Origin of the sequence: Labrys sp. KB_33_2, assembly GCF_052114505.1 — a bacterium.
Taxonomy (GTDB): Bacteria; Pseudomonadota; Alphaproteobacteria; order Rhizobiales; family Labraceae; genus Labrys.
Map to the genome: position 1 here is coordinate 59712 of NZ_JBFREW010000023.1, position 20068 is coordinate 79779.

The window sequence follows — 20068 nt, forward strand, 5'->3', positions numbered from 1 at the left end:
CTCACCGGAAGGAAGATCCCATCATGGCCAAGGTCCTCGTGCTTTATTACTCGTCCTACGGGCATATCGAGAGCATGGCCAATGCCATGGCAGACGGTGCTCGCGCCGCCGGCGCTACCGTCGACATCAAGCGTGTGCCGGAAACCGTTCCTGAGGACATTGCAAGGAACGCTCATTTCAAGCTCGACCAGGCGGCGCCGGTCGCCAGCATCGCGGACCTCGAACATTATGACGCGATCGTGGTCGGCACAGGCACGCGCTTTGGCCGGATGTCCAGCCAGATGGCGGCTTTTCTCGACCAGGCCGGCGGGCTGTGGGCACGCGGTGCCCTGACCGGCAAGGTGGGCGCGGCCTTCACATCGTCGGCAACCCAGCATGGCGGAAACGAAACCACCCTGTTCTCGATCATCACCAACCTGCTACATTTTGGCATGATCATCGTTGGCCTGCCTTACAGCCATGCGGGCCAGATGACTCTCAAGGAGATCGTCGGCGGCGCTCCTTATGGCGCAACCACGGTTGCTGGCAGTGATGGCTCGCGCCAGCCCTCCGAAATCGAACTCCAGGGCGCCCGCCATCAGGGCGAAATCGTTGCGCGAACAGCGGCCAAGCTTTTCGACTGATCCGAAAGGCCGGGCCGCATACCCCGCAATTCCAACCGATATTGCCGAGCCAATTCATGCGAAGGCTAAACCTTTGCAAAGGAGAAGCCATGCCCGAGGACTTCGAAGGCAAAGCCGTGCTTGAACCGATGCAGCCTCCCGTGAACCGCACCGGGTTTGCCGGAGGCTTCGACACAGAGAGATTGGAGCCAATATGGGCAAGACGACGAACAAGTTTTGACCTGAAGTCCGCGAGTGGGCCATTCGAACGGTTTTGGATCACAAGGCTGATCTCTCGTCGCGATCGGCAGCTGTTTCATCGATCGCAGCCAAGATAGGTTGCTTGCCGAAGACGCTGCACGGATGGGCAAAGAAGACCGAGGTCGTGCGGCAAGCGAACTGGTCAGCCGAGTGACGTCGTAGAGAAGATAAAGCTTCTTGAACGGGAGAATCGTGAGCTTCGTCAGGCCAATGAGATTTTACGCAAAGCGTCGGCCTCAAAGCCAACTTACCCAAGAAACCTATTTGATACAGATATCACGATGAACCGAACGCGAAGCGGACCGCCTGATTGATGGCGCCCGGCAGCACCGACATGTGGTTTTCGCCGTCCTGCAATTGAAAGGATGCCACAAGGCCCGGCACGCCGGCCAGGCGGTGCACCATGGCCCGGGCATTGTCGACGATCCGGCTGTCTTCATAGCCTCGGACGCGGTCGGCCGCGTCAATCGCCCCGACTTGAAAAGGAGCCAGCCGCTGTTCGTACTCGCCGGCCATCACCAGCAGCCGTCCCGAGGGTTTTGCCTGCGTTCGCGCCACGAAGTGTTCGGCCTCGTCCACGATACCAGCCCCTTCCCACCAGATCGCGGGGCTCGCAGCGATCCGGGCCGAGAAGGCTTCGGGCTTGCGAAATAAAGCATGCAGCACGAACAGACCACCGAAGGAATGGCCGAATATGGCCTGCTTCTTTCCGTCGATGGGGACTAGGGATGCGATCACGGGCTTGAGTTCGTCCTCGATGAACGCCAGGAACTGGTCGGCTCCCCCGGTGCGCACCTCGGGGCCATCCTGTGTGTGAGGCGGATAGGTCATGCCGGGTGGAGGACCCATGTCCCAGGATCGGCGGACGCTGTCATAGGCTTCCGGCGTGGGATAGCCGATACCGACCAGAACACCCGGCATGATACCGGTGCCAAGTGGATAGGCCGCCTGGACACGTACGATGTCGACCATCGTTCCAACGATGGCGTTGGCATCGAGGAAATAGAGGACGGGCCACCCCTGTGGCGGCGGTGCTTCCTTGGGAATGCGCAGGAAAATGCGATAGGGCGGCATCTTCGATGCTGGGGTCAGATCGAAATAGATCGTGTCGGCGATAGGGGCTGGTGTGCTCATGATGGTGACCTGCGTGATAAGAGCCAAATCAAGGATGGGCCTCCGATCAAGGATGCCGCCAATCCAGCCGGAATCTGCCGCGGGAAGGCAATGGTGCGGCCGAACCAGTCGGCTGCGACCATGACCAGCCCTCCTATGATGGCTGCCCCTGCCAGTTCCGCCAGGGCCTGACGCATGCCGAGGCGACGCGCCAGATGCGGTGCCATCAAGCCCACGAAACTCAGCGGCCCTACGATCAAAGTCGCCATGGCGGCAAGGAGGGCGCTCAAGCCCAGGGTGAGGACATGGCTGTGCGTAGGATTGAGGCCGAGAGCCAGCGACATGCCCCTGCCGAGCGGCAGGATGGTCAGCATGCGCACGGTCAGCAACAATCCGCCAAAGAGCACTGATGCCGCACCGATGCTCACAAGAGCTGCCGTGGCATCCACCGAATAGGTCGAGCCCATCATCCAGTTTAACAGCAGCATCGCACGCGGATCCCCGCCGGCCATCAATACGTTGATCATGGCGTCAAACATGGCGCCAAACGCTATTCCGACAATCAACGCTCTATCAGGGCTTGCCTTGCGGTCGAGAGCCAGGATGGCTGCCAGTGCGATGAAAGCGCCGATCGATGCTGCAAGCATTTGTGCGCCTTGCCCGACCGTGGACAGGGAAAACAACGCAACGGCAAGGCCGAAGGCTGCTCCTGCGCTGACACCCAAAACTTCCGGACCGGCCATGGGATTTCCCGTCAGCCGCTGAAGGAGACATCCGGCCAGGCCCAGCATCGTGCCTGCTGCCAGAGCCGCAATCGCGCGAGGCAGCCGCAAGGGCACCAACCTATCGAACTCATGGCCGAGGCTCAGATGCCACCCTCCGCCATCCCTTCCGACCGTGGTGGACAGCACGAGGACGATGACCAAGAGGATCATCAACCCGATGAGACGGTTACTGATTGCGGGAGCAAGGGGCGCTTTCTCCACGAAGGGAGGTGGAGGCACCAGCGGGACACTCCTTTGCCGCACGAGCAAGACGATGAGGAGAGGCGCGCCGAGCAGGGCCGTTACAGCGCCTGTCGGGAGGCTGAGGCCGGATAGCGCGTCTGCCGTCTGAACGCCTTGGTCCACGAGCCACAGAAGGCCGGCGCCCATTGTCGTCGACCAGACCAGTTGGTGGCCCGCACGCCGCGCTCCCAGGGAGCGGGCCAGCACGGGAGCTGCGAGGCTGACGAAGCCGATGACGCCGACCGCACTGACGACATTGACGCTGAGCCCGACGGCGAGCGCCAGCGCACACAGCCTTGCGGTAGCAACGGAAAGACCGAGACTTCGTGCTTTGGCGTCGTCAACCGTCAACAGCGTCAAGGGCCGTACCAGCAAAACAGCGGTCAGTGCGGCCGCCACGAGGACAGGCGCGAGTTTGGCCGCCACCGTCCAGCCCTGTTGGCTGAGCGAACCACTGCCCCAGATGAAGAGCCCGGCTAGATACTCGGTCTTGAAGAGGGTCAGCATGGCCGTAAGAGCCGCGCAGAAGAGGCCTGTGACAAGTCCCGCGAGAACGACTGAGATCGGGGCGAGGCCCTGTCGCCAAGACAAGGCCAGGACGGCCGTGGCTGCCAGCGATCCGCCTGCCAGAGCCGGCCAAACCCGCCCGAAGGCAAACAGCCATGGTGCCCATAGCATCGCCACGCTCAGGGCAAGGCTCGCTCCCGCCTCAATGCCCAGCGTGGTCGGAGAGGCTATAGGGTTGCGCAATGAAAGCTGGCACAGCGCGCCGGCCAGCCCCAGCGAGGCTCCGCACAGGAGACTAACGACGAGGCGCGGCAGGAAGCTGTAGGCGAACAGCATCTGGGCCGTGTCGGCGGTGTCCCCCCTCCACAGGGCCTCAAGCCAAATTCCGAAGGGCAGGCGCCCGGCGGCATGCGACCAGCTCAAGGCTCCCGCTGCTACAAGCAGGATCATGGTGAGAGCTGCGGGGCCCCCTCGGCGCGCGTCCTCAACCATTGGCATTTTCGGCAGCTGCAAGATGAGCGCCCAGCAAGGCACCAAAGCGCATCGCGGAAGGCAGCATACCGAAGGCCGACACGGCAGGCAGACGATGGATGCGCCCCGCGCGAACGAACGGCAGGCTATTCCACACCGGGTTGCTTTCGAGGCTTTGTAGAATATCGGGGGCGACCGGTTCCAGGTAGAGCAGCCGGCTTTCCGGATTTATGACCAGATCTTCCAGGCCGATCGTCGAAAAGCCCCAGTAATTGGTCGAGCCAGTCCAGCCATTGGCAAGACCGCATCGCTCGATCACATCCTGGAACAGACTGCGTTTGCCGTAAATGCGCAGATGCCCCTCATCGAGGAAATTGACAACCAGCAAGGGCCTGTCAGCGGCCCGACGAAGTAGGTCGCGCAGCTGCGCCATCGTCGCCGCACTCTTTGCGACCAAAGCCTGTGCCGGGCCATCGCGCCCGAGCAACGCGCCAAGCCGAAGCGTTTCCCTGACGCTCAGTTCATAGGGACGTCCCCCTGGGGGGGCGTAGATGGAGAAGGTCTGCGTCGGTGCAAGGCGTGCCATCACAGGCTCGATTGCGGCCAGATAGGGCGTGGTGATGATCAGATCCGGCGCAAGCTGCGTCAGGAGTTCGAGATTGGGCTCTCGGTCGGTTCCCAGATCGACGATGCCCGGCGGCAGGCGCGGTTCGACCACCCAGTCGTTCCAGGCTTCGACCTGCGGCATGGCGACCGGTGTCACGCCCAGACCGAGCAGGGTTTCGGTCAAGCCATCGTCGAGCGAGGCAATACGCGCGGGATACGCAGCCATTTGCAAGGCCGACGGCGCTGCCGATGCAACACCAAGCCCATACGCGAGCGCGGCCAGCCCTCCGGTCATGAAGCCCCGGCGGCTGCGCGAGAGACATGAAGGTTTGCCGAACTGCAAGACGTCACCAGCGATAGCGCAGGCTGGCGGTCATGACCCGACGCGCGCCCTGGTAGCAGAACCCGGCCTCGCAGGTGGTGTATTTCTTGTCGAACAGGTTACGGGCATTGGCTTGCACATCCCAGCCTTTCAACCCCTGCTTGATCTGCCCGAGATCATAGCTGAGTTTGGCATCCACCAGCGCAACCGCTTCGTTCTTGAAGGAGTTCGTGGCGTCGCCATAGCTTTCTCCGAGGTAACGCAAGCCGAGGCCGGCACCGAAACCTGCCAGGGCAATGTCGCCAGGCGCCTGATAATCGACCCAGGTCGAGAAACTGTTGCGCGGCGTCGCGGTCGGCACCTTGCCGATGGTTCCAACCTCCCCGGTGATCGTCTTCAGATCCAGGAAGGTATAGGCACCGCGCAGGCTGAAGCCGGCACCGAGATTGGCCACGGCCTCAAGCTCGAAGCCGCGTCCGCGGATCTTGCCTCGCTGCGACGAAACATTGTTGATGGAGACGATGCCGCCATCCTGCGTGATGTCGAAGATGGAGGCAGTGACCATGCCGTCGAACCAGGTGGGAGCATATTTGATACCACCCTCGATCTGCCTGCCGGTCGTGGGCTTGAATCCGATTCCGTTGGCTGAACCAAGGTTGGGATTGAAGGAGGTGGAATAGCTGACGTAGGGAGCAAGGCCATTGTCGAACAGATAGGTCAGGCCCACGCGCCCGGTGAAGGCACTGTCGGACTCGCTCTGCCGGGTGTTGCTCACCGGCTCGCGGGTTTGGATATGGGTCCGGGTTTCAACCCAGTCCTGCCGCCCGGTCAGTGTCAGGATCCATTTGTCGTATTTGGCCTGTTCCTGCACATAGAGACCGAGCTGGTTCTGCTTCTGCCTCGTGATGGTGTCGAAGGCTGGATCAATGAACGGCCCAAGCGAAGCGCCGGTCGCAAGATTCTGGTCCGGCCCATCGCCAAAGCCGATGCGGCTGTTGAGTGTCAGGTAGGAATAATCCAGGCCAGCCAGCAGCTTATGCTCGACGGGCCCAGTGGAAAAATCAGCCTGAAGCTGGTTATCGACGGCGAATGAGTCCATAACGTCATGGACATAGCCCAGCGAGCGTTTGGCGATCATCGTCTCTGTATCGACACTGCCGACGCCGGTATAGCGAACCTCGGTGTCGACGCTGCCGTAGCGAAGCTTCTGCCTGAAAGTGAAGGTATCGTCGAACTTGTGTTCGAACTGGTACCCAATGCGATATTGGGTCTGCTCGAGGCTGTTGTAGTCAGGATCGCTTTGCGAATACTGGTTCGAGGGTGAACCGGCCCACCCGTAATAGGGGAAGGCGGCCGGCGTCTTGGCCTCGAGATATTCGCCGAGCAAGGTCAGCGTCGTCTGGTCGTTCGGGCGCCAGGTGAAGGCCGGCGCCAGGCCGGCCAGCTTGTCATCGCCGCCGCCGAGGACGTTGGCGGCCTTCCCGTCCCTGAGGGTTCCGGTCAGGCGATAGAGCAGCGTTCCATCGGCGTCGAGCGGACCGCCAAGGTCGACATTGCCCTGAATGTGGTCCCTGTTGCCACCCTCCAGCGTCACTTCACCAAAGCGCGTATCGACAGGAAGCTTGGAAGTGATGTCGACCAGCCCGCCGGGCGATCCCAGTCCGTACAAGGCCGAACTCGGACCGCGCAGCACCGCAATGTTCTCGACATTGTAGGGATCGACCTTGAAGACCGCCATGTTGGCACCGGGAAGGCGCAGCCCATCGCGATAGATACCGTTATAGGTGACGTCGAAACCGCGGATGGAGAAGGAGTCGAAACGGGAGTCGAAACCCGCGGACTCCGTACGCACGCCGGGCGTGTAGGCGACGGCCTGCGTCAAGGATTGCACATTGCGATCGTTCAGCTCCTTGCGGGTGAGCACCGTCACCGATTGCGGGGTCTCGATCAGGGGCGTGTTGGTCTTCGTGCCAGTCGCGCTACGCGTGGCAACGTAACCGGTGCTGCCGTCGCCATTGCCCTGGACCACGACCGGATCGAGCTCGATGGCGCCGGAGATGCTGGCCGTTCCGTCCCGGACAATGGGCGCCGTGATCGCGACCGTGCTCGAATTCGTAAAAGTGTAGGACAGGCCCGTTCCACGCAGCAAACGCGAAAGCGCCTGCTGCGGCGTGACCGAGCTGGCGATACCGGGCGATGACTTGTCTCGCGCGATCGCGGGCAGATAGGTGATCTGCAGGCCGCTTTGACGTCCGAACGCCGCCAGGGCCTGGCTGAGCGGTCCCTTTGGGATGATGAATTGAACCCGCGCGACCTGTGCGCTTGCCGGGCTTGGGAGCAGTGTGTGGGCAATGGCGCTCGAAGCTGTCAGGGCAACCCACAACACCCGGCCGGATAGGCTCCCACGCAAGCACCGAGCCAATACCATCGATAACCCTCCTCGTCGACACCGGGGCCCAGCTCCACTCGACGATCGGATCGCGAGCGGGCCCCTTGAGTGAAGACGAATGGAGGGCGCGAAATTTCTCCCCTCTGCGAAGCTTTTTTAAGCGCGCGATATCACGGTGAGGTAAGGGCCGATCGAACGCACCCGGCCTCCCAGCGGGTGCACTACCGCTTCCAGGGCGCGCAGGGGATTGCTGGGATCGAAGACCCCGCTGATGCGGTTGGCGCCAAAACCGGCATCGGCAATCAAGACACGTCCCGGTTGCCAGCGCGCGATCCTTGCCACGACCGCCCGGATCGGCTCGTTCTCGACCAGGATCTGGCCGCTGCGCCAGGTGCCAATCTGCCGGATATCCCGGCTGCCCCGCGTGGCAAGGCGCGTGCGCTCGTCGAAAGTGGCCCATTGGCCGGGTGCCAGCCGGTTACCATCGACCAGACTTGGGCCGGGAAGGTCTATCTCGACCAATCCGTGTTCCACCGAAACCGAAATGAGCCCGGCGTCATTGCCGAGGTCGAAAGCCGTGCCGCGCGCGGTGGCGACCATCTCGGAGGCCGCGGCTCGGAAGGGGCGTGAGGGATCCTTGGCAACTTCAAAAAATGCCATGCCTGCCAACAAGGTGACGGTTCTTTGGCTACTGTCGTAATGCAGAGCGATAGCGCTATCGGGACCGAGCGTTGCCGCGCCACCGTCAGGAAGCGTGATGCGACGGATTTCCGCCGTGCCGGTCAGATGGTCCGCCTGGGCACGAAGGATCAGGCCCGGTAAAGCGAGATATCCGCCAGCCAGGGCCCCTGCCCCGATCATTCCTCCAGCCAAAAGACTACGACGCGTCAAACCCCTCGGGAAGCGCGGTTCAGCTTGATAACCGGGGGCAAGGACCCGACCGGCGATGCCGTATATTTCCGAAACCTCGAGCCATGCCTTCTCATAGGCCGGGCCTCTGGCGCGCCAGCGCCTCACCATCTCCCGGGACACCGGATTGGCCGGATCATTCTGGAGGCGGATCATGAGATCGGCTGCTTCCTCGAACAGCCGATCTTCCTGGGGGGAAGTTTCGTTCATTGATGGTCCTTGGGCTGACGATCGGGCGCCAGCCAGCCACTCCTGACTACATCAATAGAACGGATGAGCGGAAACGATTTTCCCAACACGGACAAGGCTTCACATAATGCCGGATTGGCTGACGCCTTTCACCGCACCTACGGCGTCGGCCCCGATTTCGGGTTGAGGCCCGACGCTGTAGGTTATTGTCGTCGCATCGTTTTTGCCGAAAATCGGCGCCCGCTCGTTGACGCGATGCTCTAGGCCTTCTCGCGCAGCCGAGCTCGAACATGAAGATAGGCTTCACGGATCAGCGTCCAGGTCCTGGTTGTCGACAGGTCGAGTTCTCCTGCGATTTGGCTGATCGTCTTCTCGCCCAGGCGGTGCATTTGGAAAGCCCGGCGCGTGCGATCCGGCAATTCCGCCAGCGCGGCTGCCACGATCGCAAGGTTCTGGCGGTCGATGACGATCGTCTCCGGCGACGGCTTGCCATCCGAGATCGCTGCGAAGTCCTGGTCTGCGAGGTCGTCCTTCAGCATCAGCCGGTCGCGGCGCTGCTGATCAATGCGCAGATTGCGTGCAATGCTATGAAGCAAGGCCCGGGGATTGGCATGATCCACATCGGTGTGCGATCCAACCGAAAGTAGCCTGAGAAACGCTTCCTGCGTCAAATCGGCGGCATTTTCAGCCGTGGCCCCCTTACGCCGCAGCGTGTTGGAAATCTCCTTGGCGTAGCGCTGAAACAATGTGCGGATGTCCAGACCCACTTATTGGTTTCTCCCGAGACCAGGGTGCCGACTTGCCATCAGGTCATGCGGCGAGGCTTGCGGAGACATTTCCTCATCAAGATCCACGCAGATACGGACGAGGGATGACGAAGGGAAGAGGCACGGAGCTTGAGTCACGACATCGGCCAGCTTGAGGGAGCATGCCTCCCTTTGCCATTCTCGGAATTCTCTTGCAATAACAATGTTTTATATAAGTTCTAGACTGGGCGTTGATGGCGAGAACCGCCATCGTCTCGGCAACGAAGGCATCGAGGGGCATAGCCACTTCTGCCTCGCGGCTGTTCATCAGGTCGGTACGCACCCAACGGGGCACGAACTCGAGCACGCCATGGGCACAAAGCCCGCGAATTTCATGAATCCAGTTCCTCGATTGAAGCTAAAGAATTCAATGCGGTCATGCGGGAAAGGCGTTGCCTAACGTCGGCAGCCCGCTGACGGATTGACCTTGGTCGCTTCCTCCTGAAGCATGTCCCAACGCTCGGCGAGCCGGCCGACACCGTTCAGGCTGCGATGAGGGCGAAGCGCTTGCGATATTCCGCCGGCGTTACGCCGACATGGCGCGTGAAGGCGCGTCGCAACGTGTTGGCATCGGCGAACCCGCAATGTACTGCGACCTGTTTGGGGGCTTCGTGCCCCTGTTCGAGCAGCCGCCGCGCCGCATGCACCCGTACCTCCTCGACCCATGTTGCCGGTGTGATGCCGACTTCGCTGCGAAACAGGCGAGCAAAGTGGCGCGGGCTGAGATCCATGCGCTTTGCAAGGCTCGCAACACTATGGCCGTGTCCGGGATTGGCTGCGACCCAACGCTGCAGCTCCTGAAGCGCAGCCCGCCCTGCCGGCACGGCTTCGCCCTTGCGGCTGAACTGCATCTGCCCGCCCGGGCGCTTGAAGAACATCACCAGCTGGCTTGCCACGCGCATGGCAATCTCGTGGCCGAGATCCTCCTCGACCAGGGAAAGGGCGAGGTCGAGGCCGGCCGTCACGCCCGCGGCGGTGCGTAGCGCTCCATCACTGACCTGTATGGCGTCCTCGTCCACCGTGACGCCCGGAAACTGCCTTGCCAGTTGCTCGGCCACAGCCCAATGCGTGGTCACGCGCCGGCCGTCGAGCAAACCCGCCGCCGCCAGGAAAAAGGCACCACTGCATACCGATCCGAATCGTCGGGCCATTGGTGCCCTCCGGCGTAGCCAGTCGACGACGACGCGATCCGCCGGCATCTCGGCTGCATTCGGGCACCCGGCCACGAGAAGCGTGTCGATCGCTTCCTCAGTATCGCCGTCGATGATGCGATCCGGCATCAGCCGCGCCCCGGAGGAGGCGCGGATCGGCCCCGGTTCGCTCGCCGCAATGAGCAGGCGATAGATCTCACGGCCGGCCTGGGCATTCGCCTCGGCGAAGACGTCCAGGGGACCGGAGACGTCGAGAAGCTGCACGCCCGGCAGTGCCACCATCACGATCGTTTTCGCCATGACCTGCATTCACGTCCGCTTCGATCTGAATTTGTCTGCTTTTGATACATTACATCGATTGCAGACAAACTATCCCAGTTCTAGCCTGCCTGCGAGTAGAAAATACAGGAGCAGGCAATGCCACTCATACCGAAAGAAGCGAAGATCCCCGACAGCACGTTGGCGCGGGCAATCACCGAGTTTATTCGCGATAGTGAGACAGAACTTCTCTTCAATCATTCCAGTCGCGTCTATCATTTCGGTGCGCTGGCGGGCATCCAGAAGGGGCTCAAATTTGATGGTGAGCTTCTCTATGCTAGCGCAATGTTTCATGATCTCGGCCTCATGCCCGGCCATAGCAGCAAGAACGAGCGTTTCGAGGTCGATGGCGCCCATGCCGCGCGCGACTTCCTGAGAAGCCACGGTCTTTCCGAAGAGGAGGCCTACACCGTCTGGACCGCGATCGCGCTCCACACCACGCCGGGCGTGCCGCAGCATATGCACCCCGTCGTCGGCCTCGTGACAGCCGGCGTCGAGATGGACGTGCTTGGGCTCACCTACAGTCACTATTCCGATGCCGAGCGTGAGGCCGTCGTCAGCGCCTTTCCGCGTACGCCGACATTCAAGGAAGACATCATCCAGGCCTTCTACGACGGCATCAAGCACAAGCCGCAGACTACTTTCGGCAACGTCAAGGCCGACGTCATCGCCGACAAGGAGCCCCATTTCCACCGCGGCAATTTCTGCAGCGTCATTCGCTGCTCGCACTGGCACGGTTGAAACGGCCGCCGCCATCAACACGCTGTGCGGCTAGAGCGTTTTACGATGAGACGGAAGCACCAAGAGTCGCAAATACGCTTCGAAACAAGGGGTTAGGGCAAACAAGCATTCAAACCTGAACGCGCTTTGGCCTTTGACTGGGAGACCAGCATACCCACAATTCATCGCCATCAGGCGACTGCCTTGACGCCAAGCAGTACATCTCGGGTCTACCCGATTTGGGACCTGCAGGCCGGAATTCATTTCGGGGGCTTGGCGTCGTGACCTCACTGTGCGAACTGGCGCGAAGTGGCTGATGAAGCTTTAAAGTCCCGATGGCCCACCCTTTTCCAGGCGAGCCATCGGCGTGCCGTCCATCTTACTTCGGCGCGCGGATCGTCAGCGCCGGATTGTGGGCGAAGAAATTATGCGGCTCGATATGGATGGTCTTCCATTCGGTCGACATCACGGGCCAGTCCTCCATGCGCGGGATGTGATGGAAACCGGCGGTGAACCAGGTCACGATATCCTTGGCCATCAGAGGTTTGTTGGCCTTGACCCATTGAGGCAGCGTATCGGCGCCGTCGCTCTGCATGGCAAACTTGCCGCCGGCATATTGCTGTTCGGGGTCATAGACCGTGTTCCAGACCGAATACTCGATATAGGCGTTGCGCTTCATCGGCGGATCGTTGGCGAAATCGAACGGGCCGTAGGCGACATCACCATGGTGGATCATCCATCCCGGCTCCTGGCCGAGATAGCCTTTGCGAGAGGGATCAGAGATCATGAAGTAGCGTGGTTTCAGTGCCGAAAGCTGGTAGCGCGCCTCCAACTCCGTTTTCGGCATGGTGTGCTGGACTGTCCACATCGATCGGCGCGGGCTCTTCGGGTCGAGCTTTGCGGGAACGATGTCCATCGTGCCGAAATGATTGATCGACTGGTCGATGTCGAAGTCGATCCGGAAGTTGAAATAATGGTCATGGTTTGCGGCCACCAGGTTCGGCGCGATCAGCGTGCCATGGGCGGTGTCGCTGGCCGCCGTCGGATCTTTCATCGAGGTCGATGCCACGCCCTTCACGGCGTCGAGGCCGGTCGCTCCGATCATGATCCTGATCTGGCCGTCCTGTTGCAGACGATAGTCGATCAGATAGTCGTAATTTCCAACCTCCGAGGCTGTGCGCACTACCAGTTCGGTGACCGGCCGGCCTTCCGCGGGAAGCGGTTTTTCCGGGCTCTGGGCGAAGACTTCGAAATGGCGCCATGCCGGGTCGCCGATGCTGCGTTCGAATATGCAGATGGCGTTGGGTATGGTCAGCGGATTGCCCTTGTCGTCGGCAATGGTTGCCGGCAGGAAGGTCGCATGGCTCGGGCAATCGACGCCCGCCCGCAATGGGCTGAGGAACAAGCCAAACCCATACTCGCCGCTGTCCATATAGGTGCGCCAGTACCAGCCTTCCGTCGGATCCATGTAAGGCACGAACACTTCCGACAGGTGCGACTGATAGATGACGGAACGCCATTGGTCCCCGTCCCTCACATCGAGGTTGGACACCACCAGGCCCGGCCGCTTGTCGACCCGGAAGTTGAAGCGCCACATGTCCCATTCGAGATGGCTGCCGGTGATCTTGTAGTTGGGCCCGCCCGGCTGCGAGAGGGTTGCCGGGCTCATTTCCGGACGGAGCGGCTCGCGCGCGGCCACCTCCTTCTCGGTATAGCCCCAATTGTCCTTGGGGCGCTCGAGCACGCCCGTATCGATGACACGAAGCACCTTCTTCTTGCCGACATCATAGACGGCGAAAAGACCTTCGATCGGCTTGGCGTAGTAGTTGGAGCCTTCCGGAACCCGATAGCACGGCACCTTCATCAGACGGGAGTCTCGATACTCCTCGGTGAAGAAATTGCCTGCCGTCAACGGCAGGCAGAACGCCTGTTCCGGCGCCAAGCCGCGCTTTTTCAGGCCGGCGATCATATCCGGATTGGCCAGGGCGCCCTGGAGAGCGCCCATGAACTCGGTGAACAGCACCATCGGCTGCCCCTTGATCGGCGTCGCGCTTTCGACCGTTCCCCTGGTGATGTTGACCACGGCTTCCTTGAAGCCTTGCGGACTGGTCAACTGCACATTGGCCTCGCGATCGAGCTGGTCCCCCTCCTCCCAGGAGAGCACCTTTTCCTTTGCAGGCTCCTTGAGCTCGATCAGGGGAAAGAGAGTGTTGTCGTCGACAACCTTGCCTTCGCGCAGGATCTTGTTGATCTTCTGATATTCTTCCGCGGTCAGTCCATCCAGCGGATGAGCCACTGCGGCAGAGGCGCTGAGCGCCATGATCACGCTGGCGGAGGCCAGATATTGTTTTAGGTTCATTGCATCCTCCCTGTCTCGACATTCTTGCTGCCTACGCGAATACCACCTGGATATCGGTGTATTCCTGCAGTCCCTCCTCGGCGAATTCGACGCCCAAGCCTGAAGCCTTGACGCCACCGAACGGCGCGTTCGGTTGAATGGCGCCGTGCTTGTTGATCCAGACGGAGCCGCATTGCATGCGGCTCGCCACCGCCTTGGCCGCCGCGATGTCGGATGACCAAACCGAGCCGCCGAGGCCGTTGGCACTGTCATTGGCAAGGTCCACGGCTTCGTCCACGGTCCTGTATTTGATGATAGGAAGCGCGGGCCCGAACTGCTCCTCATCGACCAGCGGGTCACCGTTGCGCAGGCCCGCCACGATCGTCGGCGGAAAGAAGAGCCCCTCGCCGGGCTCGCCGCCCAGCAGCACCCGGCCACGCTCCCTGGCGTCCTTGACCAGGCGCGAGAGCTTCTCGAACTGCATGCGGTTCTGCACGGGACCGAGCACGCTGCCCTCGTCCATGCCGTTGCCAACCGGAATGTTACGCGCATAGGCGACAAGCGCCTCGCAGACAGCGTCGTGGATGGATTCATGCACATAGAGGCGCTTCATCGCAGCGCAGGTCTGGCCGTTATTGATGAACGCGCCCCAGAACAATCCTTCGGCGATCGCCTGCGGATCGGCGTCCGACAGCACGATGCCGGCATCGTTGCCGCCCAGTTCAAGCGTCAAACGCTTCATCGTCTCGGCAGCCGCGCGCATGACCTTCTGGCCGGTCGCGCAGGAGCCGGTAAAGACGATCTTGCGGATATCGGGATGCGCGGACATGGCCGCGCCGATGTTGAACGCGCGGTCGTCACCCGTGACGACATTGAGCACGCCAGGTGGCAGTACTTCGTTCATGATCTCGACCAGGCGAAGCGTGGCGAGCGGCGTCAGGGGCGAGGGCTTGATGACGACGGTGTTGCCGGTGCGTAGCGCCGGCATGACATGCCAGATCGCAATCATCACCGGGAAATTCCAGGGCGTGATCGAACCGACGACACCGAGCGGCTTGCGGTGTAGTTCGACGCGCCCGTCACTATTATCCTGCAGGATTTTCGGCGATAGCGAAAGCCCCGTCGTGTATCCGGCCCAGGCGACGGTGCCGCCCAGTTCCCAGCGTGAGCCGAGGCCGTTCAGGGGTTTACCCTGCTCGAGCGTGAGGATATGCGCGAGTTCCTCGGCATGGGCCTCGATCTGCGCGGTCACGGCGGCACAGGCAGCCTGCAGTTCCTGATCGCTCCTGGCCGACCAGGCCGGAAAGGCCGCCTTGGCTGCCGCTATGGCAGCGTCGAGCTCGGCCGGCCCCATGTTCGGCGCCCGGCCGGCCTCCGTTCCCGTCGCGGGATTGAGCACACTGAAGCTGTGCTCGTAGCCGATCGGCTTGCCATGGATCGTCGCAGTCTGGACGGTCATTTCATTCCTCCCCGCGGAGCCCCGGAGCCGGGACTTGTTTGACGGAGAAGGTAAGGGAAAGCGGGTGCTTCAAGCTTGGGCGGTGCCGTCGCGGCGATTGGACAAACCCGTCAATGGCAACGTGCGACTGCTCCCGGCGTCACACCATATTTCTTCCGGAACTCCCGGTAGAAGTAGGATAGGTCGTTGAAGCCGACATCATAGGCAATGGCGGCGATGCCGCTCAGCTGCGCGTCCCGGGGCGTTGCCAGCCGCGTCTTGGCGAGATCCAGCCGCCGATTGAGAAGCCGGTGGCGCGGCGTTTCGCCGAGCGGTTGGAAATGGCGTTGCAGCATGCGTTCCGATACGTTCAACCGTCGCGCCAGTTCACTGGCACCGAAGTCGGGATCGGCGCAATGCCGGTCGATCATCGTCAACGCCCGCGACAGAAGGGTTTCCGCCGATCGGACATCGCCGTTCCTTTTGCTCCCCCTGAGGTAGGCGCCCAGCAGGCACAGGAAGGCCTCGCTGAGTTGCTGCGCGACGGATGGCTCTTCCAACAGCTTGGCGATCACCGCCCGCATGGCCAGCCACAGGGGATCATTCCGGCTGATGGCGACGCCACCCGTGCAGGCCTGGCCAAACCGATGCAGCATCTCCTCGCGCGGCATGTGAATGGAAATCTGGTTCGACCGTGCACCGTCATAGACGAAGGACGATGGCTTGACGGAATCGACAAGGAACATGTCACCGATTGCGAGATCTGTCGATCGTTCGCCCTGTTCGACGCGGCAATGGCCCTCGTCCTGGATCAGCAGGAACAGATGCTCGCCCGGGTCCTGCCGAATCGCGCGTGCCCCGCGTTGGACATGGCGTGCATCGAGCGCGACGATCGCCGTATCGAAGAAACCGACGCGGCGCGTGGCGACATCCCCGGCCACCAAGCCGGCACGCGTCATCGGTTCCAGATCGAAGGCGCCGCAGGTTTTCCGGATTTCGGCCTGCAAGAGTTCCACCGCCATTGGCCTGTGGGTCGGGGTCATCAACGGCTGCATCGTTCCCTCCCTAGAGCAAAGTGCGATTTCTTCTAATCGCACTTTCTCTCTATCTCTTTGTTTTGGCGCGTTTTCTTCATCTAAAAGTCCAGAAACTTTCTGGAAAACGCTTTAGTATTTGTGGAATGCTCTGTTCTTGTTTTTCAGCTTCGCTCTTCCATCGCCCCAGCCCAATTGCCGACAACGACCGCACGCCTGAGAAGGCCGCATGGTGGCTCTGCAAGACCTGCCGCCGCCAGGCGGTCGAGAGCCGCATCAACATCGGACAGGCCACGACGTTCGGCATAGTGCATCGGGCCGCCCCGCCACCGTGGAAAGCCGTAGCCATGGATCTCGACCAGATCGATGTCCGAAGCTCTGAGCGCGATCCCTTCCTCCAGGATCTTTGCCGCCTCATTCACCATCGGCAAGACGATGCAGTCGGCCACTTCGCCATCACTCCATCGTTGCTGGCGCCAACCCTTGGCCTCCTCTGCGACGACATCGTCAACCGTTCTCGACGGCTGAGGCGTGCGCGTACCCTCGGCATAATCATACCAGCCGCCGCCCGTCTTCTGGCCAAACCGCTCCATGGCACAAAGCCTGTCTGCGATGGGTGCGAAGGGGGCCTCCCCCCTGGCGCGAGCCGCGCGGCGCTGAAAGGCAGCGATGTCCAGGCCGCCAAGATCCTGCGCCTCGAAGGGGCCCATGGGCAGCCCGAAGACACGCATGGCGGCATCCACCATCTGGGGCGTCGCGCCGGACAGGAGAAGCCGCTCGGCTTGGGCGCGCATGACTTTCAAGATCCTGTTGCCGATGAAACCGTCGCAGATGCCGGCCCGCACGGGGATCTTGCCCAGCACGCGTGCCAGGGCAAAGCCGGTGGCCAACACAGCAGGCGCCGTCGCATTCGTCGGCACGATCTCCAGCAGCTTCATGACATGGGCCGGGCTGAAGAAGTGCAGCCCGAGGAACCGCTCCGGCCCGGCAATGCCGTCTGCTATTCTTTCGGGATCGAGATAGGAGGTGTTGGTTGCAAGCACGGCATCCGCGCGGCAGACGCGCGCGAGTTCGATGAAGACCCTGCGCTTGACGTCGAGATCTTCGAACACGGCCTCCACGACGAGGTCGACATCGGCAAGAGCGGCATAGCCCGTCGTGCCCGTCACCCCAGCAAGCCTTTCAGCCGCAGTTTCCGGGGTGATCCGGCCACGTTTGGCCGAGCTGTCGAAGATCGCGCGAAGATTGGCAAGGCCGCGTTCGACCGCCTGATTGTCACGTTCGACCAGCGTGACGGGATGACCGGCATCGCGAAACGCGGCTGCAATACCTGCCCCCATCGTCCCGCCCCCGATAACGGCCACGGAGCGGATCGTACGGGGCGAAATGCCGTTCAGTTGTGGAGGACGCGGGGCCGCTCGCTCGGCGAAGAAGACATGTCTGAGCGCAGCGGCCTGTGTCGAACCGCGAAGTTCGAGAAAGGTCTCCCGTTCGAACGCCATTGCCCGGTCGAAATCCACCTCCGTGGCCCTCCTCACGCAGGCGAGTGCGCGAAGCGGTGCATCTTCCCGTTTAGCGCGAGCACCGACGGCTCCTGCCGCCGTTTCCCAGAAGTCCTCGTCGACGGCCCGCACAGCTCGCTCGCGAAGTGGGAGCGGCAAGGATTGCTGTACTGCTGTTCGGGCAAAGTCGACGGCGCCGCTTTCGAGATCTCCGTCGATGATCGCATCGACCAGGCCCTGCTGGCATGCCTTCGGCGCAGCGACCGGGGTTCCGGTCGTGACCATATCGACAGCGAACGCCGGATCAATCACACGCGGAAGGCGGACTGTGCCGCCGGCGCCCGGCACGATGCCGAGCCGCACCTCGGGCAATCCCAGGCTCGCGGGAGCGGAAGCTACCCGAAAGCGGCAGCCGAGCGCGACCTCCAGCCCTCCTCCGAGTGCACTGCCGTGAATCGCCGCGACCCAAGGCTTGGATGCGGCTTCGATCCGCGCAACGAGGTCCGGGAGATGTGGCGGAAGCGGAGGCTTGCCGAATTCGCCGACGTCCGCACCGGCAATGAAGGTGCGCCCCGCACAGATCAGAACAACCGCCCGCACCGCACCGTCGGCGTCCAGCGCTTCGGCGGCCTGCCATAGATCCTGGCGCAGCCTCTGAGAGAGAGCATTCACTGGAGGATTGTCGACTGTGACGATGGCAATCTCGCCATCGCGCGTGATGGATACGGTCATCGGCTGGATCCAAGGTGAGTATAACGAATTCGCACATCGACGATCTGCCTACCGACTGATCCATCGGGCAACCAAGCATGGTACGGTCGTTGTCTGCGGTCGTGCACTTTTGCAAGAGCGCGGACAACGGTGTTCGATCCGCTGTTACGGACCGGCGGACCACCGCCTCTATCCGGACCGCGAAGGCCCCTGCCCTTCGAAATTTCGGGACCGCCGCGATCCTGCTCCGCGTCCAAGGCCCTGCCGCGCATAGGTCGGCAGCGGTCAAACCAGGCGTTCATCACATTGTCCTCCCGAGACGCAGCTTTATAATTGACCGGCCGGTCGGTATATGCAAGAGTTTTGTGAACCGCCGCTCGTTACGGTGGAACTGGAGGAAACATGGTTGCATCGGACACCGTCCTGGTGGCGTTTGGCGATGGCGTCCTGCGTCTGACGCTCAACCGGCCGGACAAGCTCAACGCCTTCAATGAGGAGATGCATCGGGCGCTGCGCGCCGGCTTCGAGCGGGCCCATGAGGATGCCTCGGTTCGCGCCGTGCTGCTCACCGGTGCCGGCCGTGGCTTCTGCGCCGGGCAGGATCTCGGCGACCGCGATCCACGCAAAGGCGGCGCGCCTCCTGATCTCGGACAAACCATCGAGGTCTACTACAACCCATTGGTCCGTCTCATTCGCAGCCTTGAGAAGCCGGTGATCTGCGCCGTCAATGGCGTGGCAGCCGGTGCGGGCGCAAATATCGCCTTCGCTTGCGACATTACGCTAGCCGCGCGTTCGGCGCGGTTCATCCAGGCCTTTGCGAAGATTGGTCTCATCCCGGACTCGGGCGGAACGTGGAGCCTGCCACGCCTGCTCGGAGAGGCTCGCGCCAAGGCACTGGCGCTGACAGCCGAACCGCTGGACGCGCAAACGGCAGCGAGTTGGGGCCTGATCTGGAGGGTGTGCGATGACGACGCATTGTTCGACGAGGCGGTCGCCCTCGCAAGCAGGCTGGCAGCAGGGCCGACGAAAGGCCTGGGCATGACCAAGCGCGCAATTCAGGCGGCGGCAACCAATTCGCTGCACCAACAATTGGAACTGGAACGCGACCTCCAGCGTGAGGCCGGGCATAGCACCGACTATGCCGAAGGCGTTGCCGCATTCTTGGAAAAACGCAAGCCGGAGTTCCAAGGACAATGACAACAGCGGATGTTTCGACGGCACAGGAACTCGCCAAAGCCTGTGCCGATGCCATGTGGGAAGAAGACGCCGCGACCCGTCACCTCGGCATTGCGATGGAACGCGTGGCACCGGGCATGGCGGTGCTGTCGATGACGGTTCGTCCTGAAATGACGAATGGCCACCGAACCTGCCACGGCGGCTATATTTTTGCGCTGGCCGACTCCACCTTTGCCTTTGCCTGCAACAGCTACGATCAGCGCACCGTCGCTCAACACTGTTCGATTACCTACATTGCGCCCGCCTTTGCCGGAGATTGCTTGACGGCAACGGCGCGCGAGGTTTCGCGCCGGGGACGCAGTGGCATCTACGACATCAACATCACCAACCAAAACGGCGACCATATCGCCGAATTTCGCGGCCATTCGCGCACCATCAAGGGCACCCTGTTGCCAGGGCAGGAATAGGCCTGCGGTCGACAATCTCGGAGGAAACGAC

15 protein-coding genes are annotated in these 20068 nt (G+C 61.9%); 4 read left to right on the forward strand and 11 right to left on the reverse strand.

Features of this window, described 5'->3' with window-relative positions:
* Positions 1-23 precede the first annotated feature (23 nt).
* The gene (wrbA, locus tag AB4037_RS30610) at positions 24-623 is read left to right on the forward strand and encodes an NAD(P)H:quinone oxidoreductase (protein WP_441774080.1); all 600 of its coding nucleotides are present in this window, start codon (positions 24-26) and stop codon (positions 621-623) included.
* Positions 624-1139: 516 nt separating this feature from the next.
* Here the strand turns inward: wrbA and AB4037_RS30615 are convergent.
* From AB4037_RS30615 to AB4037_RS30645, 7 genes are all read right to left on the reverse strand, one after another.
* Entirely contained in the window at positions 1140-1997 is an 858-nt protein-coding gene (locus tag AB4037_RS30615; protein ID WP_441774081.1) for an alpha/beta hydrolase, read from the reverse strand.
* Positions 1994-3940 (reverse strand): Fe(3+)-hydroxamate ABC transporter permease FhuB, encoded by a 1947-nt coding sequence (gene fhuB / locus AB4037_RS30620; protein ID WP_441774082.1) that lies wholly within the window; start codon positions 3938-3940, stop codon positions 1994-1996. Before fhuB ends, AB4037_RS30615 begins: the two co-directional genes overlap by 4 nt.
* Before the next feature lie 34 nt (positions 3941-3974).
* Complete coding sequence (locus tag AB4037_RS30625; protein WP_441774083.1) at positions 3975-4793, reverse strand: ABC transporter substrate-binding protein; 819 nt, start codon at positions 4791-4793, stop codon at positions 3975-3977.
* Between the two features lie 121 nt (positions 4794-4914).
* Positions 4915-7299 carry a TonB-dependent siderophore receptor gene (locus AB4037_RS30630; RefSeq protein WP_441774084.1) on the reverse strand — a complete coding sequence of 795 codons (2385 nt, stop codon included), beginning with the start codon at positions 7297-7299 and terminating at the stop codon, positions 4915-4917.
* Positions 7300-7434: 135 nt separating this feature from the next.
* Positions 7435-8397 (reverse strand): FecR family protein, encoded by a 963-nt coding sequence (locus AB4037_RS30635; protein WP_441774085.1) that lies wholly within the window; start codon positions 8395-8397, stop codon positions 7435-7437.
* Between the two features lie 239 nt (positions 8398-8636).
* Positions 8637-9143, reverse strand: a complete 507-nt coding sequence (locus tag AB4037_RS30640) for an RNA polymerase sigma factor (RefSeq protein WP_441774086.1) — start codon at positions 9141-9143, stop codon at positions 8637-8639.
* Between the two features lie 521 nt (positions 9144-9664).
* Positions 9665-10633, reverse strand: a complete 969-nt coding sequence (locus AB4037_RS30645; RefSeq protein WP_441774087.1) for a GlxA family transcriptional regulator — start codon at positions 10631-10633, stop codon at positions 9665-9667.
* Between the two features lie 117 nt (positions 10634-10750).
* Between AB4037_RS30645 and AB4037_RS30650 the strand changes: the two genes are divergently transcribed.
* On the forward strand, positions 10751-11392 hold the full coding sequence (locus AB4037_RS30650; RefSeq protein WP_441774088.1) for an HD domain-containing protein: 642 nt from the start codon (positions 10751-10753) through the stop codon (positions 11390-11392).
* 358 nt (positions 11393-11750) lie between these two features.
* Here the strand turns inward: AB4037_RS30650 and AB4037_RS30655 are convergent, their stop codons facing one another.
* The 4 genes from AB4037_RS30655 to AB4037_RS30670 form a co-directional block, all read right to left on the reverse strand.
* Complete coding sequence (locus AB4037_RS30655; protein WP_441774089.1) at positions 11751-13730, reverse strand: copper amine oxidase; 1980 nt, start codon at positions 13728-13730, stop codon at positions 11751-11753.
* Between the two features lie 31 nt (positions 13731-13761).
* On the reverse strand, positions 13762-15168 hold the full coding sequence (locus AB4037_RS30660; protein ID WP_441774090.1) for an aldehyde dehydrogenase family protein: 1407 nt from the start codon (positions 15166-15168) through the stop codon (positions 13762-13764).
* A gap of 110 nt (positions 15169-15278) precedes the next feature.
* Positions 15279-16202, reverse strand: coding sequence for a helix-turn-helix domain-containing protein (locus AB4037_RS30665; protein WP_441774091.1), 924 nt, complete (start codon positions 16200-16202; stop codon positions 15279-15281).
* A gap of 143 nt (positions 16203-16345) precedes the next feature.
* Positions 16346-18415 carry a 3-hydroxyacyl-CoA dehydrogenase NAD-binding domain-containing protein gene (locus AB4037_RS30670; RefSeq protein WP_441774092.1) on the reverse strand — a complete coding sequence of 690 codons (2070 nt, stop codon included), beginning with the start codon at positions 18413-18415 and terminating at the stop codon, positions 16346-16348.
* A gap of 381 nt (positions 18416-18796) precedes the next feature.
* On the opposite strand from AB4037_RS30670, the gene paaG reads away from it, so the two are divergent.
* On the forward strand, positions 18797-19591 hold the full coding sequence (paaG, locus tag AB4037_RS30675; RefSeq protein ID WP_441774093.1) for a 2-(1,2-epoxy-1,2-dihydrophenyl)acetyl-CoA isomerase PaaG: 795 nt from the start codon (positions 18797-18799) through the stop codon (positions 19589-19591).
* The gene (gene paaI, locus AB4037_RS30680) at positions 19588-20037 is read left to right on the forward strand and encodes a hydroxyphenylacetyl-CoA thioesterase PaaI (protein ID WP_441774094.1); all 450 of its coding nucleotides are present in this window, start codon (positions 19588-19590) and stop codon (positions 20035-20037) included. The genes paaG and paaI overlap by 4 nt, the downstream gene beginning before the upstream one ends.
* The last annotated feature ends 31 nt before the right edge of the window (positions 20038-20068 follow it).